This is a genomic window from Qipengyuania sp. NPDC077410 (assembly GCF_044543405.1).
GTDB classification, from domain to species: domain Bacteria; phylum Pseudomonadota; class Alphaproteobacteria; order Sphingomonadales; family Sphingomonadaceae; genus Qipengyuania; species Qipengyuania pacifica.
Map to the genome: position 1 here is coordinate 834822 of NZ_JBITWB010000001.1, position 22012 is coordinate 856833.

The following is a 22012-nucleotide window of genomic DNA, read 5'->3' on the forward strand; positions in this document are numbered from 1 at the left end:
GCCAATGCGCCTATTTGCCCGCCTGCTCGCCATGCTTGCTGCCGCCGTGCTCGCGGCGCAGCCGGTTGCTGCCCAGTCCATTCTGCGCGATGCAGAAACCGAAGCATTTCTTGATGAAATATCGGCTCCGCTAATCGAAGCGGCCGGACTGCAGCCCGACAACGTCGATATAATTCTAATCAACGATCCGTCGATAAACGCCTTTGTGGCGGGTGGTCAGGCGGTCTATATCCATTCTGGTCTGATCGACGCCGCCGATACGGCCGAAGAGGTTCAGGGCGTGATTGCGCACGAACTGGGCCATATCACCGGCGGGCATATCCTCCGTTATGGCGAAGGTATGGCGTCGGCTACCAAGATCACGGTGCTTTCGCTGCTGGCCGGTCTTGGCGCTGCGCTGGTAGGTGCTGGCGATGCGGCCATGGGCATCATGATGGCCGGGCAGCAGGCGGCGATGGGCAAGTTCCTTTCATTCAGCCGGACCCAGGAATCGTCTGCCGATTTTGCCGGAGCTGAATATCTGTCAAAGGCGGGTATTTCCGGACAGGGTTCGCTCGATTTCTTCGGCAAGCTGCTCAATCAGGAATACCGTTATGGCTACAGCCAGAGCGATGAGGCAGGTTTCTATCGCACGCACCCGCTTTCGGGTGACCGTATTTCGGCATTGCGCGGCGTGTACGAAAAAGACCCCGCGTGGCAGCGCCCCGCCAACGCCCGCAACCAGGCGAATTTCGAACGGGTGAAGGCCAAGCTCATCGGTTACATATCGAAGCCGTCTGCGACACTGCGCGATTATCCCGAAACCGACCAGACGATACCCGCGCTCTACGCCCGCGCCTATGCCTACCACCAGAATGCCCGCGTCGATCTCGCGCTCGAAACGGCGGACAAGCTGCTGGCGAAGGATCCCGACGACCCATATTTCCTCGAACTCAAGGGGCAGGTCTTGCTTGAATCGGGCCGCCCTCGCGAATCGCTCGAACCGCTGCGCCGGGCGACCGATTTGACCAATTCCGAACCGCTGATCGCCAGCCTGTTCGGTCATGCGCTGATCGCTACCGAAGACAAGAGCAATTACGAAGAGGCCGAGCGTGTGTTGCGAGCCGCCGTTGGGCGGGATCGTCGCAATCCCTTCGCCTGGTATCAGCTCGGCGTCGTCTATGCAGCGCGCGGCGATACCGCACGGGCCCGCCTCGCTTCCGCGGAACAACAGGTGATGAACGGCGAATACGGGCTGGCCATACGCAGCGCGCAGGCAGCGGAAAGCGGACTGGACCACGGCAGCCCGGACTGGATCCGGTCACAGGATATCGGGATGCAGGCACGCGCCCTGCTCGAACGGCAGTGCGAAATGCAACGCAAGCGCAACTGTGCGCCCGGCTGACGAAACGAAGGAACGTCATGAAAAATCATCTGCTGACCGCGCTGATAGCGCTGGTGTGCGGTTTCGCCGGCGCAGGCCTCTGGTCGCTATCGGGTCTGGGTCACATTCAGACACGCAACTATCTGCTGTCTAACCCTCAGATCCTGCCGGACATGGCCGAGGCGTACCAGCGCGAACAGGCGAAAGATCGTCTTGCTCAGGCGCCTGACGGGGTCAAGCAGCCCTTCCCTGGCGCGGTGCTCGGCAATCCCGAAGGCTCCCACGTCCTGGTCAAGTTCACCGATTACGGCTGCACCTATTGCCGTCAGTCGATCGCGGGAACGGACGAGCTGATCGCTGCGGATCCGGAACTGAAGGTCGTCGTGCGCGAATGGCCCATCTTCGAAGGCAGTGAAGCGGCTGCGCGCATGGCACTGGCCGCCGCGAAGCAGGGTAAATACGCCGCATTCTATCACGCCATGTTCGAGCAGGGACCGCCCAGCGACGCGACGATTGCGCGCGCAGCGCAGATTGCCGGACTGGATCAAGCCGCGGCAAAGGCGTTCGCCCAGTCCGATGAAGCCACGGCAGAGCTGGACCGGAACATGGCGTTTGCCCGGTCCATGCAGTTCAGCGGCACGCCCAGCTGGATCGCGGGCGATGAAGTGATCGAAGGTCTGGTGCCGCCCGAACGGCTGGCGGAAGCGCTGAAATCGGCCGCCGGATAGCGGCTTAGCCCTCTTCCTCCATTGCCTTGGCGTACATGGAAGCCAAGGGGCGTTCCATCACGCGGCGCACCATAGGTTCGAAGAACTCGAGCGGTTCGCTTTCATAATCGGGATCGAAGGCGGCCTGATCGTATTTCTCGCAGAATTCACGGCACGCTTCGAAATGCGGATGCTCGGCAAACTTGTCCCGCGCGTTCTGATCCATCCCGAGGAAATGGAAGTAGTAATATCCCTGAAACGCGCCGTGGTTCTGGCATATCCAGTGGATTTCGTCAGTAACGAACGGCTTGATGATGGAAGCAGCGACTTCGGGATGATTGTAGCTGCCGAGCGTATCGCCGATGTCGTGCAGCAGGGCCATCACTACATATTGTTCGTCGCGCCCGTCGCGGTGCGCGCGCGTTGCGGTCTGCAGCGAATGCTCGAGCCGGCAGACGGGAAAGCCGCCGAAATCGCCATCGAGAAGCTTGAGATGGTCCAGCACACGGTCCGGCAGTCCCTTGGCAAAAGCGCGGTATTCGCCGCCGATGATCGCCCAGTCTTCGGCCGTACCTTCCTTCATCTCGCGGAATTTTGCCCGTTCGGCGGCCGAATGTTCGATGTTTTCCTGAATGCCCATCGCGCCTCTCTCTCGTTTTGCCTGTTACGGTGAGTGTAGCGGCTGGTGCAATTCGTCGCAATTGCGCTAGAGGGGCGTTCCAATGGCAGTCTTGCCCATTCGCCCCACGCCGTTCTTCGCCAACAAGAACCAGGCGTTCTGGAACCTCCAGCTGGCCGGCTGGGGCGGTGCAGCCATGCTGCGCGCAATGTCTACCCTGGCGAACGGCCAGTCGCCCGACCGTCTGGTCATCATCCTGATATCCAGCATTACCGGGTTCTCGATCAGCCTGATCCTGGCGGTCATCTACAGCAAGCTGATAAAACAGCGGCCGGTCATCACCTGGAGCGCGACGGCAGTCGTTCTGGCCTTCGCCGTCGCCTTGCACGCTTTCATCGACAGCTGGGTACTCAATGTGGCGGGCGGTGCCACGGGCAGCGGCAATTTCGTCAGCCTGTTCGTCGGCATCTACTTCATCGACCTCACCCTGCTCGGCGCCTGGTCCGCATTGTATTTCGCGATCAATTTCTTCCTTCAGATCGAAGAACAGGCCGACCGGCTCGAACGGCTGGAAGCGCAGGCAACCAGCGCGCAGCTTGCGATGCTGCGCTATCAGCTCAATCCGCACTTCCTTTTCAACACGCTCAATTCGATCAGTACGCTGGTGCTTCTCAAGCAGAGCGAGACCGCCAACGCCATGCTCACCCGGCTCTCCAGCTTCCTGCGGCATACGCTGGTCACTCAGCCCGGCGGCAAGGTTTCGGTGGCGCAGGAAGTGGAAACGCTGAAGCTTTATCTCGGCATCGAGCAGATGCGGTTCGAAGAACGCCTGCGCTCTACCTTCCGGATCGAACCCGAGGCAGCAGGGGCGCAATTGCCCGCCATGCTGCTCCAGCCTCTGGTGGAGAATGCGATCAAATACGGCGTCAGCCCACAAGAAGAAGGCGCAGAGATCGCCATCGTTGCGCAGATCGTCGGCCCGCGCCTGCGTGTGACCGTCTCGGACACCGGTCCCGGCATGACCATGAACGGCACGGAAGAGGGCCTGCCTGCTGTCCGGCCCACCCATGCCCGCCGCGATTCGACCGGGGTGGGACTTGCCAATATTCGCGACCGGCTGGCGCAAGCATACGGTGAGGAGCACAGGTTCGAAATCCGCTCACCGGAAAGCGGCGGCTTTTCCGTGCTCGTCGAGCTGCCGTTCGAGCCCGATTCGGAAGATGCGTTAAGCCAAGGGCAATCAGCAGCCGCCCAGCAGGCCGCGTTTTCACAGAAACCCACGCCCCCCACAGCCGTTATACCCCCACACCTACCCCCGAAAGCACCCCAGACGACATGACCATCCGCACCATACTCGTCGACGACGAGAAGCTCGCCATCCAGGGTCTCCAGCTTCGCCTCGAACCATTTGAAGATGTCGAAATCATCGACACCTGCCAGAACGGCCGCGAGGCGATCCGCGCGATCAAGACGCAGAAGCCCGATCTGGTCTTCCTCGATATCCAGATGCCCGGTTTCGACGGATTCTCCGTGGTGCAGGGCGTCATGGAAATCGATCCGCCGCTGTTCGTGTTCGTTACCGCTTTCCAGGAACATGCCATTCGCGCCTTCGAGGCGAATGCGGTCAACTACCTGATGAAGCCGGTGGACGAGGACAAGCTGGCCGATACGGTCGAGCGTGTGCGCCAGCGTCTGGCGGAAAAGAAATCAACCGAAGAAGCTGAGAAGCTCAAGAACGTTCTGTCCGAAGTGGCACCCGAAGCAGCCGAAAATCTCGCTGGCGAGGATACCGAAGCGGCAAGCCGGTTCGAAAAGCTCATCAATGTGAAGGACCGCGGCCAGATATTCCGCGTGGAAGTCGGCACGATCGAGCATATCGAAGCCGCCGGCGATTACATGTGCATCTACACGGGCGACAATTCGCTGATCCTGCGTGAAACGATGAAGGATCTCGAACGCCGGCTCGACCCGCGCAAGTTCCAGCGCGTACACCGTTCGACCATCGTCAATCTCGATCAGGTGCGCCAGGTAAAGCCGCACACCAATGGCGAATGCTTCCTCGTCCTGGACTCCGGGGCGGAGGTGAAGGTGAGCCGTAGCTACCGCGACGTCGTGGCGCGTTTCGTCCACTGATGGCATTCGAGCTAGAGGGCTTCGACCTCACCAGGTTCGTGAACGACACCCTTGCCGAGGATCTCGGTACGGGCCTGCCGCGCGGTGGGCGCGATGTGACCAGCGAAAGCGTAATCCCTGCCGATGCAGGCTTTGCAGGCGTGATGGATACGCGGGATGCCATCCATGTGGCCGGTCTGCCCATCGCCGAAGCATTTTTTCGCGCTCTCGATCCTGACATGACGGTCGAGATTCTCGTCGAAGAGGGCGCGAGCGTACCTGCGAACACCGATCTCATGCGGTTCGAAGGCAATGCTCGCGCGATGCTGACCGCCGAACGCAGCGCGCTCAACACCGTTCAGCACCTTTCCGGCATCGCCACGATGGTTGCCCAATATGTTCGCGCGATGGACAATCCGGGCTGCACATTGCTGGATACGCGCAAGACCATTCCCGGTCTGCGCCAGCTCGAGAAATACGCCGTGCGCATGGGCGGCGGGTCGAACCACCGGATGGGTCTGTGGGACGCCGCGATGATCAAGGACAACCACGTCCTTGTCGCAGGATCGGTCGCCGAAGCGGTGCAGCGTGCGGTCGCGGCAGGGGTGCAGGAAATCATTTGCGAAGTCGACCGGATCGACCAGATCGAACCGGCGCTGCAGGCGGGCGCCACGCGGCTGCTGCTGGACAACATGGGGCCTGCGGTACTGCGTGAAGCTGTCGCGCTTGTGGCCGGTCGGGTCCCGACCGAAGCGAGCGGCGGGATCGATCTCGACACCATTCACGCCAAGGCTGCGACAGGGGTCGATTACGTTTCCGTCGGTCGCCTCACGCAAAGCGCGCCCGCTGCGGATATCGGCCTCGACTTTACGCCGCTGTAATTTCGGATATTCCTGTCTCCGACATTCGCTAGAGGGGAATTCATGAAACCGGGCTCCATCAGAAAATTCGACTGGCTCTATCTCGGGTCGATCGCCGTCAGCCTACTGGGTTTTGTCTTCAATTACGACACCATCGCCGCCCAGACCAATGCAGAGCTCGCCGCCCAGGGTGTCGAGGGCCTGAGCACCGGAGTGCTGATCGGCGGGCTATTGTTCGGAACGGCGATCAGTCTGGCGCTATGGTTCATGATCTCGATCTTGCGCATCGAACTGGCCAAATGGCTACTCCTTCTGCTGACGGCCTGGTCCGTCCTGACAACCGCCACTGCGGCCGCATCCGTTTTCGATTCCAGCGTGGCTTGGGGTCTGATCAGCACGATCATGACGATCGTCGCTCTTTGGTTCCTGTTTCAGCCGGACGCCAAAGCATGGTTTGCTGAAAAGAAGGGCGGCGACGGGCAGCCATAAGCTGGCCGCTGACGCTTCGAGCGGAGCCCCGCCGAACTCATGCTCTCGTCAACCCGTCCAAGGATGCTGGCCGCCTTCGCAATGGCTGGCCTGGCGTATCAGGCGGCCCCCCTTGCGGCCCAGCATTACCAGTGCAGCCCGCCACGCACAGTGGCGGTTCCCCGTATCGAACGTGAAGCACGCCCACGCCCTTTGCCGATAACGGGATACACGCTGGCACTGAGCTGGAGCCCCGAATTCTGCAAGCTGCGTAAGGGGCGCCCGCAACAAGCGCGTCAATGCAACGGGCGGGACGGCCTGTTCGGCCTCGTGGTCCATGGATTGTGGCCGAACAGCGGACGCAGCTGGCCACAGTGGTGCACGGCACCGCGTCAGCCGCTTGCGCGCGAGATAGCCGCCAATATGTGCCTTTCGCCCTCAGCCGCGTTGATAGCGCGTCAATGGGCCAAGCACGGCTCCTGCATGGCGCAGCGACCGGCAACCTATTTCAAGGTCACTCGCATCTTGTGGCAGGGCTTGCGCTTTCCCGACTTCGATCGCGTGAGCCGGGAGGATGATCTGACCGCCGGTATAATCCGCACACGGTTCGTCGATGCAAATCATGGCTGGAAACCAGACGCAGTTGGCGTGCTGCTGAACAGCCGCGGATGGCTGGAAGAATTGCGGCTGTGCTATGACAAACGCTTCATGCCCACCGCCTGCGACCGCCGAAGGTTCGGCGCGCGAGACGAGACTCCGGCCAAAATCTGGCGAGGGCTTTGACGCGCACTACAATCGAGAGCGCGTTCTGAATTACCGGCCGAGCGAACATTTACTGATGCTCACCGTCGCTGTCTGAAAAACTCCCGCAGGATTTGTGCCGCCCTTGCCTCCCCCATGCCCGAATATATCTCGGGCTTGTGGAGGCATTGTGGCTGGTCGAACACCCGCGCGCCATGTTCGACCGCCCCGCCCTTGGGATCGCTCGCGGCATAATAGAGCTTGCCGATCCGCGCATGGACAATCGCACCGGCGCACATCGCGCAAGGCTCGAGCGTGACCCACAATTCGCAATCTGTGAGACGCTCTTCCCCAAGCTTCCTGGCCGCGAGGCGAATCGCCTGAATCTCGGCATGGGCTGTCGGATCATGGTGTTCGCGCGGGGCGTTATGGGCTTCTGCCACGATCGTCCCGCCGCGCACGATCACCGCGCCCACAGGCACTTCGCCGACCCGGGCGGCTTCTTCGGCGAGGGCCAGCGCACGGTGCATGGGTTGCGGAAGGGTCCAGGAAGCCATAGCGGAACTGCGCTAGCTCGCGTGCACTTGAGGCGCAACGTGCTTGACGATTCGCACCCTCGCAGCTATGCGCGCCGCTTTCCGGGATTAATGAGCCCCGCAACCGCGCCGAGCGGCCAAGGGAACTCGCCCGTCCATTCGAACGAAGAGACTTATCATGTCGCGCATTTGCGAACTCACCGGCAAGGGCCGCCAGGTCGGTCACAATGTGAGCCACGCCAACAACAAGACCAAGCGGGTCTTCCTGCCCAACCTTCAGAACGTGACGCTGATGAGCGAAAAGCTCGATCGCAGTTTCAAGTTCCGCGTGTCGACACAGGGCCTGCGTTCGGTTGAACATAATGGCGGTCTCGACAATTGGCTGCTCAAGACCAATGACGACAAGCTTTCGGCCAACGCGCTCAAGGTGAAGCGCGAGCTGAAGAAAGCTGCCGCCGCCTCCTAAGGCATGGCGTTGCGCCTCGGCGTAGCAGCTTGAAAGAACGAAAGGCGCGCGGGACTACTCGCGCGCTTTTTCGCGTCTGTCCCAGCGTAGCTTGAGCAGCAGTGTGCGCTGGATCGCCATGAAATTGTCGTCGGAAATCAGCCAGACGAATTGGCCGTCGTCGTCCGTGGTGACGGCAATGCTCTCATAATTGTCTCGCGGAATCGCATCCCCGAATTCGGCGAGCAGGCGTGTGGGGATGGATCCATCGGCGTTGCGCCGGTCGATATCGATCTCGACGATCGCCGTCTCGAAACCGGGTGGAATGGACCAGGCAAGACGGCGCAGCAGAATCAGTGCCCGGCCGCCGCCGATCGGGGTGGCATCGACCGGGCTGTAACTTTGTGGAATGTCGATCAATACGCTTTGCGGGCGCTTGTCCTCGATCGGGTCCGTCGCAAATATCAGCGCTTCGTGCTGACGCCCCATCCAGCGCTGGGCACTTTCCTCGATCACCAGAAAGCGGCCATCGCTCAAGCGCGCAAGCGATTCGGCGCCGCCATTGCTTTCCCAGTTGCGCATCTGCGGGGGCCGGACTTCGGCATCTCGGCGATGGTCGGCATCGAAACGGACGATGGCTTCGCGGAACTCGTATCCCCCCCACAGGATGCCAGAGCTCGGATCGATGGCCAGCGATTCCAGATCGCGGCTTTCTTTCGGGCCGTCATTCGCATCGTCGAACGAACTCAGAACTGCTGGCAGATTGCTGCGGTCGGGACGGCCAAATATCAACTTCTGGCCGGTGTCGCTCCCGGCCAGAAAGCGCTCCTTGTCCAGTACGACCAGCGCCGAAAATCCGCCGAACTGAGCCCTGTCGCCCGTCATTTCCCAGCCGGCCATCAAAGTGAATGGACCGCGCTGCGATTGCGCAACTTCGATCGGCTCAATGGTGGCGAGCCGTTGGAAATCCTGTGGGGGTTCTGCTGTACGAAGCCAGGTTCCGGGCACGATGGCCGCAGTCAGCAGGGCAGCCAGGACAAGACGCGTCGGGCGCATGGGAAAGGTGCTCTCCTGATCGCGCCGTTGTGCGCGTCACGCGCTCAGCGCATCGGTCCGGTGAACAGCAGCGGATCCAGCCGGGCATTGCGCCATTTCAGGCTCCAGTGCAGATGCGGCCCGGTGGCGCGGCCCGACGAACCGACATCTCCGATATGTTGCCCCTGCCTGACGCGATCGCCTTCCTTCACATAGAGGCGCGAGGAGTGCAGGAACGCGCTGTTGAGCCCCTGTCCGTGATCGATAATCAGCAGATTGCCTTCCAGGCTGTACCCTTCCACTGCCAGCACCACGACACCGTCTGCCGGGGCGACGTAAGGTACGCCATTGCCGGGCGCGATATCGATCCCGGAATGATAGCTGCCCGGTTCGCCGCGATACACGCGCTGCGAGCCGAACCGGCCCGAAATACGCCCCGTCACCGGCCAGATGAAATCCTGCGTCCAGCCGGTGCTGCCCGTGTCCTTAAGTCGCGCATCCCAGATCGCGTCCAGTTCAGGCTGGCGGATCTTCATGAACGCGGCCGACGCGCCGCCGGGCGTGCGCGCTGCATTTATGTGCTCGATATTCCATGCCCGCGGCGCAATCGTAAGGGGGCTTTCGATCATGCGCCCATCGGCCAGCCGCGCTGTCAGCGTCATCGCTGCCGGCGCATCGCGATCGAAGGCGGCGAAGAACCGCCCCTCGTCGTCGAAGGTCAGCTTTTCCTCGCCCAGCATGGCTTCCCTGGTCCCACCGGGCACGGTCCCGCGCATCCAGCCGCCCTGTTCCAGTTCGCCATCGAAGGTAAACACGGCGGGCCGCGAGGGCGTGGGCGTCGGGGTAGGCGCAGGCGCGGGCGCGGCGCGCACCGGCTGCACCACTTCAGGCGATGCCGCCCGCTCCGGCCCTGCCGCCCGCTCCGGCCCTGCCGATGGCACACAGGCGGTCGCAAGCAGAAGAAGCGGCGCGACCCTCGTGTAACTCACGGCGCCAGCCGCTCCGTGGCGAGCTGGGCGCTGGCATAGGGCTCCTGATACTCGACCGACCAATAGCGCAATTCGTCGAGCGCGATCGGCACCCCGCTCATCGCGCAGATGACGTGGCTTCCCGGGCGCAGCACCCGAAAGCCCGAAGGCCCGTACTGCAGCTTGGCCTCGCCATTCGAGGGCGAAGAATTCTTGTTCATCAACATGGCGCGAATCCTAGCAGGTCCACCTTAACCGAACAAATCTTCCTGCTTGGGAGCAGTTCCGGACCTCGCCGGCTTGCGGCGCGGCGTTGTCGGCGCTGCGGCTCCACCGGTCGACACGTCGAGATCGCCATCGCGGAACTTCAGCGTCAGCGCCGCTTCCCCTGCCGCGCCCGCCCTGTCGGTGATCGTCCGGCCCTCCGCATCGGTGACCCGGACATAGCCGCGCGCCAGCGGGCGGTCGGGATGCAGTTGCTCCGCCAGCCGCCCCAGCGCCGCCAGCCGCTCGCGCCGTTCGGCCAGCGGACGTTCGACCAGGGCAGGCGCCAGCTTCTGTCCCGCCAGCGCACGCTGCGCCTCGCGCAGGTTGCGTTCCAGCACCGCAGGCGCAAGGCGAAGGTTGGACAGCCTCTCCCGCCCCTGGGCCGCACGGTCGCGCAGGCCCCGCCGCAGCCTCTCGGCCAGATCGTCGAGCCTTTGCGCATGCGGTTCGAGCAGCGCCTCCCGCTTCGGCAGGCGGTCGGCCCGTGCTTGCAGCCGCTCCCGGCCAAGCTGCACCGGGCGCAGGATCGCCCGCTTCTTGCGTGCCTCGAAATCCGCCAGCGCCGCAGCCAGTTCCGCCCGCACCGGCACTGCCATTTCGGCTGCCGCGGTGGGCGTCGGCGCGCGGCGGTCCGCGGCATAGTCTGCCAGAGTCGTGTCGGTTTCATGCCCCACCGCGCTTATCGTGGGGATCGGGCAATCGGCGATGGCGCGCACCACCACTTCCTCGTTGAAGCTCCACAGATCCTCGATCGAACCGCCTCCCCGCGCCACGATGACGAGGTCTGCCCGATCGGCATGACCCTGTGGCAGGGCGGAAAACCCCCGCACCGCGCCTGCCACCTGCTCCGCCGCGCCCTGGCCCTGCACCAGCACCGGCCACACGATCACGCGGCTCGGGAAACGGTCTGCCAGCCGGTGGAGGATATCGCGGATCACCGCCCCGGTGGGCGAGGTAACCACCCCGATGGTTCTTGGCAGATAGGGCAGCGGCCGTTTGCGTGCGGGATCGAACAGCCCTTCCGCTTCGAGCCTTGCCTTGGTCTTTTCCAGCAGCGCCAGCAGCGCCCCTTCGCCAGCCAGCTCCATCCGTTCGATCACGATCTGGTATTTCGAGCGCCCCGGATAGGTCGTGATCTTGCCCGTTGCCACGACTTCCAGCCCGTCTTCCGGGCGGAACGGCAGGCGCCCCGCATTGCCGCGCCACATCACCCCGTCGAGCACGGCGTTCTCGTCCTTGAGCGCGCAGTACATATGACCGCTCGCGGCCCGCTTCACGCCCGACAATTCGCCGCGCAGCCGCACGAAGCCGAACCGGTCTTCCACCGTTCGCTTGAGCGCCTGCGATATTTCGCTCACCGTCAGCGGCTCGGCGTTGTCGCCTGCGTAGGGCTTCGCTACCAAGCTCGCATCATCTGAATCTGACGGGAAATCGGCGGTCATGAATATCCTTTTGCTCGGCAGTGGCGGGCGCGAACATGCTCTTGGCTGGAAACTGGCGCAATCGCCGCTGTGCGACAAGCTGTGGGCGGCGCCCGGCAACCCGGGCATAGCACAGCTTGCCGAATGCACATCCCTCGATGCGACCGATCACGATGCCGTTATCGCCTTCGCGAAGGACAATGCCATCGGCCTCGTCGTGATCGGCCCCGAAGCGCCACTGGTCGACGGGCTGGCCGATTCGCTGCGCGCGGCCGGGATCGATACCTTCGGCCCCTCGAAACAGGCCGCCCAGCTCGAAGGCAGCAAGGGCTTCACTAAGGAATTGTGCCAGCGCGCCGGCATACCCACCGCGCGGTACGAACGCTGCACCTCGCTGGAGGCGGCATGGGGCGCGCTCAAGCGGTTCAAGCCGCCCTTCGTGCTCAAGGCCGATGGTCTCGCCGCAGGCAAGGGCGTGGTCATCGCCGAAACATACGAACAGGCGCAGGAAGCGCTGGGCGAAATGTTCGATGGCAGGTTCGGCAGCGCCGGCAGCGAAGTCGTGATCGAACAGTTTCTTACCGGCGAGGAAGCCAGCTTCTTCGCGCTGACCGACGGCACGGCCATCGTCCCCATCGGCACTGCGCAGGATCACAAGCGCGTGGGCGAAGGCGACACCGGCCCCAATACCGGCGGCATGGGCGCCTATTCACCCGCCCCCGTCCTGACCGATGCCCTGCAGGCGCAGGTCATGCGCGAGATCGTGGAGCCGACCGTGCGCACCATGGCAGCCGAAGGCACGCCCTATTCCGGCGTGCTCTACGCCGGCCTGATGCTGACGAAGGACGGCCCCCAACTGATCGAATACAACGCCCGCTTCGGCGATCCGGAATGCCAGGTGCTGATGATGCGGCTGGAAAGCGATCTCGTCGAACTCATGCAGGCCTGTGCGCAAGGGCGGCTGGCCCAGGTCGACGCGCCCAAACTGTCCGATGATTTCGCCCTGACGGTGGTCATGGCTGCGGAGGGCTATCCCGATACGCCGAAGAAGGGCGGCCGGATCGATCTTGGCGAGGCCGAGGCCAATGGCGCCAGGGTCTTCCATGCAGGCACGAAGCTGGATGGCGATACGCTGACCAGCAGCGGCGGCCGCGTCCTCAACGTAACCGCCCGCGGCTCCAGTGCCACCGAAGCGCAGGCCAGAGCCTATGCCGCGGTAGACGCCATCGACTTTGCCGACGGCTTCTGCCGCCGCGACATCGGCCAGCGCGAGGTGCGGCGGGAGCAAGGGTGATTATCGCCGACGGGCCGGGTATGTGGAGATCGCTTCCAGTTTACCGCCCGCACCAAACTTCGCTCAGCCTGAGCTTGTCGAAGGCCATACACCGAGGTTAGCGACAGGATGGCCTTCTTCACCTATCTCCTGCGCTGCAATGACGGCAGCTATTACGCGGGGCACACCGAAGACCTTGAAGTCCGGATGGCGCAGCATCACTCCGGCGCGCTGGGCGGTTACACGGCAAAACGACGCCCCGTATCGCTCGAATGGTCTCAGGACTTCCCCACTCGCGACGAGGCTTTCGATGCCGAGCGACAGATCAAGGGGTGGAGCCGAGCGAAGAAAGAGGCGCTCATCGCCGGAGATTGGCAGAGAATCTCGGCACTCTCGCGTAACCGGCAGTGCTGATGGTGCCAAGAGCGGCGGTGGTGCGTGGCCTTCGACAAGCTCAGGCTGAGCGGGGTGGCGATTGGCTTTGTCTTGTCCAACCGCCGTGAAACATCAGCCCAGCTTATCGGCCATCAGCGCTTTCAGATCCACTTCCGGCCGCGCGCCGTAATGCGAGATGATTTCGGCGGCGCAGATCGAGCCCATGCGCAGGCAGGTCTCTAGGTTTTCGCCGCGGGCATGGCCGGTCAGGAAGCCTGCCGCAAAAAGGTCGCCTGCACCGGTGGTGTCGATCACCTTTTCGACCGGCTCGGCGTTCACTTCGGCGCGCTGGCCATTGGCGATACCGACGGCGCCCTTGGCGCTGCGGGTCGCGACCAGCACCGGGATCTTGCCGTCGAGCGCGGCGAGGCCTGCTTCGAACTCGCTTTCGCCCGTCAGCGTCGCCAGTTCAGTTTCGTTGACGAACATGATGTCGATCAGGCCTTCCTCGATCATCTTGCGGAAATCATCGCCATGGCGATCGATCACGAAGCTTTCCGAAGCGGTGAAGGCGACCTTGCGGCCGGCCTTGCGCGCAACCTCGATCGCGCGGCGCATGGCGCTGCGCGGCTCTTCCGGATCCCACAGATAGCCTTCGAGATAGAGAATGCCCGCGCTGGCGATGAGCTCGTCGTCGAGCGCGGCTGGCGGCAGGAACTGGCTGGCGCCGAGGAAGGTGTTCATCGTGCGCTCGCCATCGGGCGTCACGAAGATGAGGCACCGCGCGGTCGAGGGCTGGCCGTCGCGCGATGGCGTGTCGAAATCGATACCGACGGCACGGATGTCGTGCGTGAACACATCGCCCAGCTGGTCCTTGGCTACCTGGCCCACGAAGGCGCACTGCGCACCCAGAGCGCTCATGCCGGCCAGCGTGTTCGCTGCCGAACCGCCCGAAATTTCCCGCGCCGGGCCCATCGCTTCGTAAAGCCGCTGCGCGCCGTCTTCGTCCACCAGCGTCATCCCGCCCTTGTTCAGATCGAGCTCGTCGATCAGTTCTTCGGTGCAGGGGGACATTACGTCGACGATGGCATTGCCGATGGCGATCACGTCGTAGCGGGGTTCGGTCATGGATACTCCGGGAGGGATTTCGGTATGTCGGGCGCCGTTAGCGGTTCGTCGCCCGCGCGCCAAGGGCGGCGTTGACTTGGAACGGCGGCGCGCGCATCCCCCGCCTCGCATGAATTCGCTGCCTGCCGCCCTCGCCCTGTCGCTACGCCAGCTCGGCGACCGGGCGATCCTCGGCGTCCTGTTCAAGACCGCCTTGATAACGCTCGGCATTTTTCTTGCCGGCGGCGCGGCGCTTTATGTCGGTGTGGAACGGGCGATCGACAGTTTCACCCAGGCCGATACATCCGCATTCGGTGCCCTTGTCGCTGCGGCCGGCATGATCATCGCGGGCTGGTTCCTGTTTCGCGTGGTCGCTCTGTTCGTCCTGCAGTTTTTCGCCGAAGACGTCGTGCGCGCGGTAGAGGCGAAACATTATCCGCACGCCGCGCATGGCGTACGCGACATCCCTTTCACCGAAGAAATCGGCAATGCGCTGCGCTCGCTGGTGCGCACCGTGCTGGCCAATGCTGCGGCTTTGCCGGTCGCCGCGCTGCTGCTTTTCACCGGGATCGGCGCCGCCGCCGTGTTCTGGGCGGTGAACGCCTTCCTGATCGGGCGCGAATTGCGCGACATGGTATGGATCAGGCATCGCAGCGATCCAGCCGAAAGCGCCCCGATGGGCGGCGTGAACCGCTTCCTGCTCGGCGGTGTCGTGGTCGCGCTTCTCGCTGTCCCTTTCATCAACCTGCTCGCCCCGATAATAGGCGCTGCCGCCGCGACCCACATGGTCCACCGCGCCCGACAGAGAGTTCCGAATGCGTAAATCTGCCCTCCTCCTGCTCCCCCTTCTCGGTGCCTGCGTCAGCACGCCCTCACCCTCTGGCCCCAGCCCGTCGCGCCCATCCGCCGGCACACCGCCGCAGCAGGTACGCCCCGCGCCGACGACGCAGGCCTTCCGCGCCCCGCGCATCATGAACATGCCAGGGCTGGAAAATGTCATCGGGAAGAATGAAACCGCGCTCGCCAATCTGTTCGGCGCACCGCGGCTCAATGTGAAGGAAGGCGACGCGAGGAAACTGCAGTTCGCCGGCGATGCCTGCGTGCTCGACGTCTATCTCTACCCGCTTCAACCGCGCGGAGAACCCAGCGCCACCTATGTCGATGCCCGGCGGGCAAGCGACGGCATCGATGTGGACCGCGCCGCCTGTGTGCGGGCACTCAGGCGGTAGGGACCGAACTGCGCAAGGCCGGGACGCCGCGCTCCAGCGGCTGACGCTGGTAGCGATTTACCCGGTCATCAGACCATGAAGCTCTCACCGCAGCCGCAAGCGCCCTTGGCATTGGGATTTTCGAACACGAAGCCGGCGGTGAAATCGTCTTCCATCCAGTCCATCGTGCTCCCGATCAGATAGAGGACGCTGGCGCCGTCGATGTAGAACACACCGCCTGGGGTCTCGATCTTCTCGTCGAATTTGGTTTCCTCGCTGACATAGTCGACCGAATAGGCCAGACCCGAACAGCCGCGGCGCGGGGTCGACAGCTTTACGCCGATCGCATCTTCGGGAGCCTTGGCCATCAGATCGGCAACGCGCTGCTCGGCGGCGGCGGTCAGGATCACGGCGGCCTTCGGTGCGGGGCGGGTTTTTGTTTCGGTATCGCTCATAGCATTCCCAACTCCAGCCGCGCCTCGTCGGTCATCTTGTCCGGACCCCAGGGCGGATCCCAGACCAGATTGACTTCGGCATCGCGGACGCCCGGCACGCTGGCAGCGCGCAGTTCGACTTCGCCCGGCATGGTTTCGGCCACCGGGCAGTGCGGCGTGGTCAGCGTCATGGTGACGGTCACGTCGCTTTCGTCATCGACCTCGACGCCGTAGATCAGCCCCAGATCGTAGATGTTCACCGGGATTTCCGGATCGTAGATTTCCTTGAGCGCGGAGATCACGGCCTCGTACAGATCGCCGCCGGGCGCACCTGCGGGCACGTTCTCCGGCTTTTTCTGGAGGAATCCTTCCAGATAATCGCGCTTGCGCTCCATCGTCTCGCGCGGGGATTCTTCCGTATCGACGGCATCCTCCACCCGCGCACGCGGGGGCTTGCCACCTGCATTGTCGGCAGGCGCCACATCACCCGGCAGGGGGGCTGCGATGAAATCAGTATCGGTATTCGTTTCTTCGCTCATCCGAAGATCCTCTGGGTACGTTCGATGCCGCGCAGCAGGGCAGCAATGTCGCTTTCGTCGGAATACAGCCCGAAGCTGGCGCGGGCGGTGGCGGGGACGCCGAGATGGTCCATCAGCGGCTGCGCACAGTGATGTCCGGCCCGGATCGCGACATGTTCTTCGTCCAATATGGTGCCCAGATCGTGCGGGTGAACCCCCTCCATCGCAAAGCTGACGATGCCGGCGCTCTCTTCCGGCCCGAACAGACGGATCGAATTGTGTGCAGACAGTGCTTCACGCAGTGTTCGGGCGAGCTGACGCTCGTGATCATACGCTTGATCGACACCCATATCATCGATGTATTCGATCGCCGCATGCAGGGCGATCGCTTCCGTGATCATCGGCGTGCCGGCCTCGAACCGCTGCGGAGGCGGGGCGTAAGTGGTCTTTTCGAAGGTCACGCGGTCGATCATCGCCCCGCCGCCCTGCCACGGGGGCATGCCATCCAGGATCTCTTCGCGCGCCCACAGCACGCCGATTCCGGTGGGTCCGTAGATTTTGTGTCCGGAAAAAGCGTAGAAATCACAATCGATTGCGGCCATGTCGAGCGTCATGCGCGGCGCCGCCTGACATCCGTCCAGCATCAGCTTCGCACCGACCGAATGCGCCAGATCCGCAGCCGCCCGCGCATCGAGCACGCTGCCAAGGACGTTGGAAACATGCGCCAGCGAAACCAGCTTGGTTCGCGGCGTGAGGATCGCCTCGAGCGCACCGAGGTCGATCTGCCCGTCTTCCGTCAGCGGACAGACATCGATCTGCGCCCCCGTACGCTCCGCCACCATCTGCCAGGGTACGATGTTGGAATGATGCTCGAGCGTGGACAACACGATCCGGTCACCCTCGCCGATATTCACCATGCCCCAGCTTGCAGCGACAAGGTTGATCGCTTCTGTCGCGCCGCGCACGAAGACCACTTCGTTCTCGCTTTTCGCGCCGATGAACTCCGCAACCCGCCGCCGGGCGAATTCGTAGCCGAGCGTCATCTGCGCGCTGCGCCCGTACACGCCGCGATGCACCGTGGCATAGTCTACGCCGAGCGCGCGGCTCATCGCATCAACCACCACCTGCGGCTTTTGCGCAGACGCCGCCGTATCGAGATAGTGCCAAGGCTCGCCATCGGCCGTGACGAGTCCTGGGAAATCGGCCTTGCGGGAAAGGACGGCTGTATCGCTCACAGGTACTTGTCCACCTTGTCGAGCGCGACTTTCATCAACTCCTCGCGCTTCGCCTCATCCTCCAGCGACACCAGCGCATCGCCAAGAAAGGCCTGCACCAGCAGACGGCGAGCCACATCGGGCGAAAGCCCCCGCGCCTCCATATAAAAGCGGGCCGTTTCATCGAGCTGGCCGACACTGGCGCCATGCGCGCACTTCACATCGTCGGCAAAGATTTCTAGCTGCGGCACGGCGTTCACGCTGGCGCCTTTTTCCAGCAGCAAGCCTTTGAAATCCTGCGCCGCATCGGTCTTCTGCGCATCGCGAACCACATCGATATTGCCAAGGAAATTCCCGGTGCCGTGCCCCCAGTGCACACTGCGCACGGTCTGGTTGCTGGTCGCTTCGGGCTGGGCATGGATGGTACGCGTGACGAATTCGCGCACCGTGTCGCGCCCGCCAACGGTAATCCCGCCGAATTCGAAATGTGCGCCCTTGTTCAAGGTCACTTCGATTTCGAGGCGGGCGTATTCGGCCGAGGCAAGCACGGCGAACAGTTCACACGTCGCGCCTTCGCCGACGGTCACGCGCCAACGATGCAATTCCGTCGGGTTGCTGGCGCCGTCCGCAATCATCAGTATCTCGCGAAAGCTATCGCCAGCCTCGATTTTGATCTCGCGCCAGTCGTCCAGTGCCTCGCCCTGCAGCCTCTCGACCGCGGAATAGCGCCAGGCTTCGTCCTTGCGGGTAGGAAGGGTTGCAGTCGTCACGATTTGGTCCTTTCCGCGGCCAGTCGGGCGATGGCCGCGTCTTCGTATTCGTCGAGACAAGGCTTGGTCCCGGCCAGCATCGCGTTGAACTTATCGCGCTTTTCCAGGCGGGAAACGTCGGAAGACATCAGCTTGTCGATCCGCGGCTCCAGCGGCTCGATGCAGGTCAGCATGCCCCCGCACCGGATTGCATCGAGCTGCTTGTCGCCCGTGCTTTCCTTCGTGCGGCACATGAGCCGCCCATTCTCTTTCGTGACGCCGCCCTTCCACGTCTTCAGCTTCTCGCCGATGACAACGATCTGGTCATCGACAGGGTCGGCCGATGGCGCTGCGTCCTGGGCATGTGCGGCGCCGGCCATCAGCATCAGTATGATTGCAATATTTTTCACGCCGCGACCGCCTCATACCCCTCGGCCTCGAGCTTCTGCGCGAGCTCGGGTCCGCCAGTCGTGACGATCCGGCCGCCTGCGAGAATATGCACCTTGGCCGGTGTGACGTAATCGAGCAGGCGCTGATAGTGGGTGATCAGCAGCACCGCTTTCTCCGGCGAACGCATGATCGCGTTGATGCCGTCCCCGACAACGCGCAGCGCATCGATATCCAGTCCGCTGTCTGTTTCGTCCAGCACTGCGAACCTGGGATCGAGAATGCCCATCTGCACCATCTCTGCGCGCTTCTTTTCGCCGCCCGAGAAGCCGACATTCACATGGCGCTTGAGCATTTCCGGATCGAGCTTGAGCAGCGCGGCCTTGTCCTTGGCCAGCTTGAGGAATTCACCACCCGTAAGCGGCTCTTCGCCCCGCGCCTTGCGCTGCGAATTGAGCGCCTCGCGCAGGAATTGCAGGTTGGAGACGCCGGGTATCTCGACCGGGTACTGAAAGCCCAGAAACAGGCCGGCTGCGGCGCGTTCGTGCGGCTCCATATCGAGCAGGTCGATACCGTTGAACTCGACCGATCCCTGCGTAACCTCGTGACCCGGGCGTCCGCCTAGCACATACGCCAGCGTCGATTTGCCCGCGCCATTAGGGCCCATGATCGCGTGGACTTCGCCCGCGGGCACTTCCAGCGAAAGGCCGTTGAGAATGGTCTTGCCGTCGATTTCGGCGTGAAGATTATCTATTTTCAGCATGTTACTTCCTGTCGTCTCGACGCGGGGCGCGGGGGCGCCGGGGCGTCGGTCCGTATTTGGATTGATGGGCGCGGCGCGCGGCTTCCTTGTCGCGGTAGCGAGCATTCATGGCACCGAAGATCGGCTGCATCGCAGCTTCCACGTCCCCGAGGATAGTTGCTGCTGGTATCCGCAGCACTTCGATGCCGACGCTGGCAAGGCTCTTGTCGCGGCGCTTGGCCAGTGCATCGTTCTGGTCCTCCTCGTCGATCGCTATGGCGAGGCCAAGTGGATGCGATACGAAATCGAGGATCGCCGAGCCGACCACCGTGTGGCGCGAAAACTTGTATTTCCCGAAATCTTCCTTTGCGAAACGGGCCGCCAGCGCCTTGTGCGCCGGCGAGGAGTGCCGGCGCATTTCGCGGGCGCGGTCGTGCAGCGCATCGAGCCGCTTTTCGGAGATTTCCCAGCCGCGACCCTTCTTCTTGATCGCAGGCGCTTCGTCGCTGACCTCTGAGGGATCGCGAAGCTGGAGAGTTTTGCGTTCGGTCACCCCACGCTCCCTTCGAGAGAAATCGCCAGCAGCTTTTGCGCTTCGACTGCAAATTCCATCGGAAGTTCTTTCAGCACGTCCTTGGCGAAACCGTTGACGATCAGCGCCATGGCTTCCTCGTCATCCAGGCCGCGCTGCATTGCATAAAACAGCTGGTCGTCGCTGATCTTGCTGGTGGTCGCCTCGTGCTCGATCTGCGCGCCGGGGTTCTTCACCTCGATGTAGGGAACGGTATGCGCGCCGCACTGGTCGCCGATCAGCAAGCTGTCGCATTCGGTGCGGTTGCGCACGCCATCGGCATTGGCCGCTACGCGCACCAACCCGCGATATGTGTTGTTCGACTTGCCCGCCGAAATGCCCTTGGAGATGATCGTCGAACGGCTGCCCTTGCCGTTGTGGATCATCTTGGTGCCGGTGTCGGCCTGCTGGTAATTGTTCGTCACCGCGACCGAGTAGAATTCGCCCACGCTGTCTTCCCCGTTGAGAACGCAGCTGGGATATTTCCACGTAACTGCGCTGCCGGTTTCGACCTGTGTCCAGCTGATCTTTGACCGCGCGCCTTGGCAGAGGCCGCGCTTGGTGACGAAATTGTAGATCCCGCCCTTGCCCTCGGCATTGCCGGGATACCAGTTCTGGACGGTCGAATACTTGATCTCGGCATCTTCCAGCGCGACCAGTTCGACCACGGCAGCATGCAGCTGGTTCTCGTCGCGCATCGGTGCGGTGCAGCCTTCGAGATAGCTCACGTAGCTGCCCTTTTCGGCGATTATCAGCGTGCGTTCGAACTGGCCGGTATTTTCGGCATTGATCCGGAAATAGGTGCTGAGTTCCATCGGGCAGCGCACGCCTTCAGGCACATAGACGAAGGTGCCGTCGGAAAAGACCGCACAGTTGAGCGTCGCGAAGAAATTGTCATGCTGAGGCACGACCTTGCCCAGCCATTTCTTCACCAGTTCGGGATATTCCTTGATGGCTTCGCTGATCGACAGGAAGATGACGCCAGCCTTCTTCAGCTCTTCGCGGAAGGTGGTGGCGACAGACACGCTGTCGAATACTGCATCGACCGCGACCTTGCGCGCGCCCTCGACACCGGCAAGCACTTCCTGCTCTGCCACAGGTATGCCGAGCTTGTCGTAAACCGCCTTGATGTCCGGATCGAGCTCGTCGAGCGAGGCGAGCTTTTCCTTCTTTTTCGGTGCCGCGTAGTAATAGGCGTCCTGGTAATCGATGGCCGGATAGCCGAGCTTGGCCCAGTCCGGCTCTTCCATTTCCTGCCACAGACGAAACGCTTTCAGCCGCCAGTCGAGCATCCATTCCGGCTCGCCCTTCTTGGCGCTGATGAACCGGACGGTGTCTTCACTAAGGCCCTTCTCGGCGAATTCGGTGTCGATTTCAGCCGACCAGCCGTGTTCGTATTCGGCGGCCTTTTCGGCAGCTTCCTTCGCTTCTCGATCCTGAATGTCGATATTTTCGCTCATGCAATCTCTCTTGTGCGGGCCAGCTGGGTCAGCGGAATCGCCGCCAGCGCGCCTCGCAACGCTTCGTTGACGACCGGCCAGTGAGGTTTGACGGTGCAGTCATGTTCGACAGAACAGTCCGTGCCTTCGACGCAGGCGGTCAGTGCGATTGGTCCTTCGACCGCCTCGACGATGTCGGCAACGGTAATCGCCGCGGCAGGTCGTGCCAGTTGCAGCCCGCCGCCGGCACCGCGCGTGGATCGCAGTAGCCCTGCAGCAGACAGCTTGCTTACCAGCTTTTGCACCGTCGGAACCGGCAATCCGGTCTCGGCGGCCAGCTCTGCCGCACTGGTGCGTGCACCGCCGCAATGGCGGGCAGCGGCACTCATCGTGACCACGGCATAATCAGCAAGGTTAGAAAGGCGCATATCAAATCGGACCAAATCGTTCCGA

28 protein-coding genes are annotated in these 22012 nt (G+C 62.8%); 12 read left to right on the plus strand and 16 right to left on the minus strand.

What is annotated here, in order from left to right; all coding sequences use genetic code 11:
* Positions 1 to 4 precede the first annotated feature (4 nt).
* Together ACIGGE_RS04030 and ACIGGE_RS04035 are read left to right on the plus strand one after the other, a co-directional pair.
* Positions 5 to 1384, plus strand: a complete 1380-nt coding sequence (locus tag ACIGGE_RS04030) for a M48 family metalloprotease (protein ID WP_397489508.1) — start codon at positions 5 to 7, stop codon at positions 1382 to 1384.
* 17 nt (positions 1385 to 1401) lie between these two features.
* On the plus strand, positions 1402 to 2091 hold the full coding sequence (locus tag ACIGGE_RS04035) for a DsbA family protein (protein WP_103025193.1): 690 nt from the start codon (positions 1402 to 1404) through the stop codon (positions 2089 to 2091).
* A 4-nt stretch (positions 2092 to 2095) separates the two neighbouring features.
* Here ACIGGE_RS04035 and ACIGGE_RS04040 read toward each other — a convergent pair whose 3' ends face one another.
* Positions 2096 to 2710, minus strand: coding sequence for an HD domain-containing protein (locus ACIGGE_RS04040; protein ID WP_222826928.1), 615 nt, complete (start codon positions 2708 to 2710; stop codon positions 2096 to 2098).
* Between the two features lie 82 nt (positions 2711 to 2792).
* Here ACIGGE_RS04040 and ACIGGE_RS04045 point away from each other — a divergent pair, with 82 nt between their 5' ends.
* The 5 genes from ACIGGE_RS04045 to ACIGGE_RS04065 all read left to right on the plus strand — a co-directional run bounded on the left by ACIGGE_RS04045 (position 2793) and on the right by ACIGGE_RS04065 (position 6912).
* Positions 2793 to 4028: a sensor histidine kinase gene (locus tag ACIGGE_RS04045; protein WP_221596706.1), complete on the plus strand. Its 1236-nt coding sequence runs from the start codon at positions 2793 to 2795 to the stop codon at positions 4026 to 4028.
* Positions 4025 to 4822 (plus strand): LytTR family DNA-binding domain-containing protein, encoded by a 798-nt coding sequence (locus ACIGGE_RS04050; protein ID WP_103025196.1) that lies wholly within the window; start codon positions 4025 to 4027, stop codon positions 4820 to 4822. Before ACIGGE_RS04045 ends, ACIGGE_RS04050 begins: the two co-directional genes overlap by 4 nt.
* On the plus strand, positions 4822 to 5682 hold the full coding sequence (gene nadC / locus ACIGGE_RS04055; RefSeq protein WP_397489509.1) for a carboxylating nicotinate-nucleotide diphosphorylase: 861 nt from the start codon (positions 4822 to 4824) through the stop codon (positions 5680 to 5682). The genes ACIGGE_RS04050 and nadC overlap by 1 nt, the downstream gene beginning before the upstream one ends.
* 42 nt (positions 5683 to 5724) lie before the next feature.
* Positions 5725 to 6150 (plus strand): hypothetical protein, encoded by a 426-nt coding sequence (locus ACIGGE_RS04060; protein WP_103025198.1) that lies wholly within the window; start codon positions 5725 to 5727, stop codon positions 6148 to 6150.
* Positions 6151 to 6213: 63 nt separating this feature from the next.
* Positions 6214 to 6912: a ribonuclease T gene (locus ACIGGE_RS04065; RefSeq protein WP_397489510.1), complete on the plus strand. Its 699-nt coding sequence runs from the start codon at positions 6214 to 6216 to the stop codon at positions 6910 to 6912.
* Positions 6913 to 6971: 59 nt separating this feature from the next.
* Here the strand turns inward: ACIGGE_RS04065 and ACIGGE_RS04070 are convergent, their stop codons facing one another.
* Complete coding sequence (locus ACIGGE_RS04070; RefSeq protein WP_397489511.1) at positions 6972 to 7427, minus strand: nucleoside deaminase; 456 nt, start codon at positions 7425 to 7427, stop codon at positions 6972 to 6974.
* Between the two features lie 157 nt (positions 7428 to 7584).
* Between ACIGGE_RS04070 and rpmB the strand changes: the two genes are divergently transcribed.
* Positions 7585 to 7872, plus strand: a complete 288-nt coding sequence (gene rpmB, locus ACIGGE_RS04075) for a 50S ribosomal protein L28 (protein WP_103025201.1) — start codon at positions 7585 to 7587, stop codon at positions 7870 to 7872.
* Positions 7873 to 7926: 54 nt separating this feature from the next.
* Here rpmB and ACIGGE_RS04080 read toward each other — a convergent pair whose 3' ends face one another.
* Genes ACIGGE_RS04080 through xseA form a run of 4 tightly spaced genes read right to left on the minus strand, consistent with a single transcriptional unit; the run spans position 7927 to position 11563 of the window.
* On the minus strand, positions 7927 to 8907 hold the full coding sequence (locus ACIGGE_RS04080; RefSeq protein ID WP_397489512.1) for an esterase-like activity of phytase family protein: 981 nt from the start codon (positions 8905 to 8907) through the stop codon (positions 7927 to 7929).
* A 44-nt stretch (positions 8908 to 8951) separates the two neighbouring features.
* A complete protein-coding gene (locus ACIGGE_RS04085) occupies positions 8952 to 9875 on the minus strand; it encodes a M23 family metallopeptidase (protein ID WP_397489513.1) in 924 nt (307 codons plus the stop codon).
* Complete coding sequence (locus tag ACIGGE_RS04090) at positions 9872 to 10081, minus strand: DUF2093 domain-containing protein (RefSeq protein WP_196847237.1); 210 nt, start codon at positions 10079 to 10081, stop codon at positions 9872 to 9874. The genes ACIGGE_RS04085 and ACIGGE_RS04090 overlap by 4 nt, the downstream gene beginning before the upstream one ends.
* Before the next feature lie 24 nt (positions 10082 to 10105).
* On the minus strand, positions 10106 to 11563 hold the full coding sequence (xseA, locus tag ACIGGE_RS04095) for an exodeoxyribonuclease VII large subunit (protein ID WP_397489514.1): 1458 nt from the start codon (positions 11561 to 11563) through the stop codon (positions 10106 to 10108).
* Here xseA and purD point away from each other — a divergent pair.
* Positions 11562 to 12836, plus strand: a complete 1275-nt coding sequence (gene purD, locus ACIGGE_RS04100) for a phosphoribosylamine--glycine ligase (protein ID WP_397489515.1) — start codon at positions 11562 to 11564, stop codon at positions 12834 to 12836. The genes xseA and purD overlap by 2 nt on opposite strands.
* A gap of 108 nt (positions 12837 to 12944) precedes the next feature.
* Entirely contained in the window at positions 12945 to 13229 is a 285-nt protein-coding gene (locus ACIGGE_RS04105; RefSeq protein ID WP_375245640.1) for a GIY-YIG nuclease family protein, read from the plus strand.
* A 93-nt stretch (positions 13230 to 13322) separates the two neighbouring features.
* Here the strand turns inward: ACIGGE_RS04105 and ACIGGE_RS04110 are convergent, their stop codons facing one another.
* The gene (locus ACIGGE_RS04110; protein ID WP_222826921.1) at positions 13323 to 14318 is read right to left on the minus strand and encodes an adenosine kinase; all 996 of its coding nucleotides are present in this window, start codon (positions 14316 to 14318) and stop codon (positions 13323 to 13325) included.
* A gap of 76 nt (positions 14319 to 14394) precedes the next feature.
* Here ACIGGE_RS04110 and ACIGGE_RS04115 point away from each other — a divergent pair, with 76 nt between their 5' ends.
* Together ACIGGE_RS04115 and ACIGGE_RS04120 are read left to right on the plus strand one after the other, a co-directional pair.
* Positions 14395 to 15120: an EI24 domain-containing protein gene (locus ACIGGE_RS04115; protein WP_397489516.1), complete on the plus strand. Its 726-nt coding sequence runs from the start codon at positions 14395 to 14397 to the stop codon at positions 15118 to 15120.
* On the plus strand, positions 15113 to 15526 hold the full coding sequence (locus ACIGGE_RS04120) for a hypothetical protein (RefSeq protein WP_397489517.1): 414 nt from the start codon (positions 15113 to 15115) through the stop codon (positions 15524 to 15526). The genes ACIGGE_RS04115 and ACIGGE_RS04120 overlap by 8 nt, the downstream gene beginning before the upstream one ends.
* A 68-nt stretch (positions 15527 to 15594) precedes the next feature.
* On the opposite strand, the gene ACIGGE_RS04125 is transcribed toward ACIGGE_RS04120, so the two are convergent.
* From ACIGGE_RS04125 to ACIGGE_RS04165, 9 genes are read right to left on the minus strand one after another with little or no spacing between them, the layout of a single operon-like run.
* On the minus strand, positions 15595 to 15960 hold the full coding sequence (locus tag ACIGGE_RS04125; protein ID WP_397489518.1) for a HesB/IscA family protein: 366 nt from the start codon (positions 15958 to 15960) through the stop codon (positions 15595 to 15597).
* Positions 15957 to 16478, minus strand: coding sequence for an SUF system Fe-S cluster assembly protein (locus ACIGGE_RS04130; protein WP_196847243.1), 522 nt, complete (start codon positions 16476 to 16478; stop codon positions 15957 to 15959). The genes ACIGGE_RS04125 and ACIGGE_RS04130 overlap by 4 nt, the downstream gene beginning before the upstream one ends.
* Positions 16475 to 17692 (minus strand): cysteine desulfurase, encoded by a 1218-nt coding sequence (locus ACIGGE_RS04135; RefSeq protein WP_397489519.1) that lies wholly within the window; start codon positions 17690 to 17692, stop codon positions 16475 to 16477. The genes ACIGGE_RS04130 and ACIGGE_RS04135 overlap by 4 nt, the downstream gene beginning before the upstream one ends.
* Entirely contained in the window at positions 17689 to 18441 is a 753-nt protein-coding gene (locus ACIGGE_RS04140; protein WP_397489520.1) for a SufD family Fe-S cluster assembly protein, read from the minus strand. The genes ACIGGE_RS04135 and ACIGGE_RS04140 overlap by 4 nt, the downstream gene beginning before the upstream one ends.
* Positions 18438 to 18830, minus strand: coding sequence for a hypothetical protein (locus ACIGGE_RS04145; protein ID WP_397489521.1), 393 nt, complete (start codon positions 18828 to 18830; stop codon positions 18438 to 18440). The genes ACIGGE_RS04140 and ACIGGE_RS04145 overlap by 4 nt, the downstream gene beginning before the upstream one ends.
* Entirely contained in the window at positions 18827 to 19570 is a 744-nt protein-coding gene (sufC, locus tag ACIGGE_RS04150) for a Fe-S cluster assembly ATPase SufC (protein ID WP_397489522.1), read from the minus strand. The genes ACIGGE_RS04145 and sufC overlap by 4 nt, the downstream gene beginning before the upstream one ends.
* 1 nt (position 19571) lies before the next feature.
* On the minus strand, positions 19572 to 20102 hold the full coding sequence (locus ACIGGE_RS04155) for a DUF559 domain-containing protein (protein WP_397489523.1): 531 nt from the start codon (positions 20100 to 20102) through the stop codon (positions 19572 to 19574).
* Positions 20099 to 21580, minus strand: coding sequence for a Fe-S cluster assembly protein SufB (sufB, locus tag ACIGGE_RS04160; protein ID WP_103024768.1), 1482 nt, complete (start codon positions 21578 to 21580; stop codon positions 20099 to 20101). Before sufB ends, ACIGGE_RS04155 begins: the two co-directional genes overlap by 4 nt.
* Positions 21577 to 21987 carry an SUF system Fe-S cluster assembly regulator gene (locus ACIGGE_RS04165; protein WP_196847973.1) on the minus strand — a complete coding sequence of 137 codons (411 nt, stop codon included), beginning with the start codon at positions 21985 to 21987 and terminating at the stop codon, positions 21577 to 21579. Before ACIGGE_RS04165 ends, sufB begins: the two co-directional genes overlap by 4 nt.
* Positions 21988 to 22012: the final 25 nt, after the last annotated feature.

Bases quoted from the DNA above. Each gene is read 5' to 3' on its own strand.
- ACIGGE_RS04030 (WP_397489508.1), top strand. From the start codon at position 5: ATGCGCCTATTTGCCCGCCTGCTCGCCATGCTTGCTGCCGCCGTGCTC.
- ACIGGE_RS04035 (WP_103025193.1), top strand. From the start codon at position 1,402: ATGAAAAATCATCTGCTGACCGCGCTGATAGCGCTGGTGTGCGGTTTC.
- ACIGGE_RS04040 (WP_222826928.1), bottom strand. From the start codon at position 2,710: ATGGGCATTCAGGAAAACATCGAACATTCGGCCGCCGAACGGGCAAAA.
- ACIGGE_RS04045 (WP_221596706.1), top strand. From the start codon at position 2,793: ATGGCAGTCTTGCCCATTCGCCCCACGCCGTTCTTCGCCAACAAGAAC.
- ACIGGE_RS04050 (WP_103025196.1), top strand. From the start codon at position 4,025: ATGACCATCCGCACCATACTCGTCGACGACGAGAAGCTCGCCATCCAG.
- nadC (WP_397489509.1), top strand. From the start codon at position 4,822: ATGGCATTCGAGCTAGAGGGCTTCGACCTCACCAGGTTCGTGAACGAC.
- ACIGGE_RS04060 (WP_103025198.1), top strand. From the start codon at position 5,725: ATGAAACCGGGCTCCATCAGAAAATTCGACTGGCTCTATCTCGGGTCG.
- ACIGGE_RS04065 (WP_397489510.1), top strand. From the start codon at position 6,214: ATGCTGGCCGCCTTCGCAATGGCTGGCCTGGCGTATCAGGCGGCCCCC.
- ACIGGE_RS04070 (WP_397489511.1), bottom strand. From the start codon at position 7,427: ATGGCTTCCTGGACCCTTCCGCAACCCATGCACCGTGCGCTGGCCCTC.
- rpmB (WP_103025201.1), top strand. From the start codon at position 7,585: ATGTCGCGCATTTGCGAACTCACCGGCAAGGGCCGCCAGGTCGGTCAC.
- ACIGGE_RS04080 (WP_397489512.1), bottom strand. From the start codon at position 8,907: ATGCGCCCGACGCGTCTTGTCCTGGCTGCCCTGCTGACTGCGGCCATC.
- ACIGGE_RS04090 (WP_196847237.1), bottom strand. From the start codon at position 10,081: ATGTTGATGAACAAGAATTCTTCGCCCTCGAATGGCGAGGCCAAGCTG.
- purD (WP_397489515.1), top strand. From the start codon at position 11,562: ATGAATATCCTTTTGCTCGGCAGTGGCGGGCGCGAACATGCTCTTGGC.
- xseA (WP_397489514.1), bottom strand. From the start codon at position 11,563: ATGACCGCCGATTTCCCGTCAGATTCAGATGATGCGAGCTTGGTAGCG.
- ACIGGE_RS04105 (WP_375245640.1), top strand. From the start codon at position 12,945: ATGGCCTTCTTCACCTATCTCCTGCGCTGCAATGACGGCAGCTATTAC.
- ACIGGE_RS04110 (WP_222826921.1), bottom strand. From the start codon at position 14,318: ATGACCGAACCCCGCTACGACGTGATCGCCATCGGCAATGCCATCGTC.
- ACIGGE_RS04120 (WP_397489517.1), top strand. From the start codon at position 15,113: ATGCGTAAATCTGCCCTCCTCCTGCTCCCCCTTCTCGGTGCCTGCGTC.
- ACIGGE_RS04125 (WP_397489518.1), bottom strand. From the start codon at position 15,960: ATGAGCGATACCGAAACAAAAACCCGCCCCGCACCGAAGGCCGCCGTG.
- ACIGGE_RS04130 (WP_196847243.1), bottom strand. From the start codon at position 16,478: ATGAGCGAAGAAACGAATACCGATACTGATTTCATCGCAGCCCCCCTG.
- sufC (WP_397489522.1), bottom strand. From the start codon at position 19,570: ATGCTGAAAATAGATAATCTTCACGCCGAAATCGACGGCAAGACCATT.
- sufB (WP_103024768.1), bottom strand. From the start codon at position 21,580: ATGAGCGAAAATATCGACATTCAGGATCGAGAAGCGAAGGAAGCTGCC.
- ACIGGE_RS04165 (WP_196847973.1), bottom strand. From the start codon at position 21,987: ATGCGCCTTTCTAACCTTGCTGATTATGCCGTGGTCACGATGAGTGCC.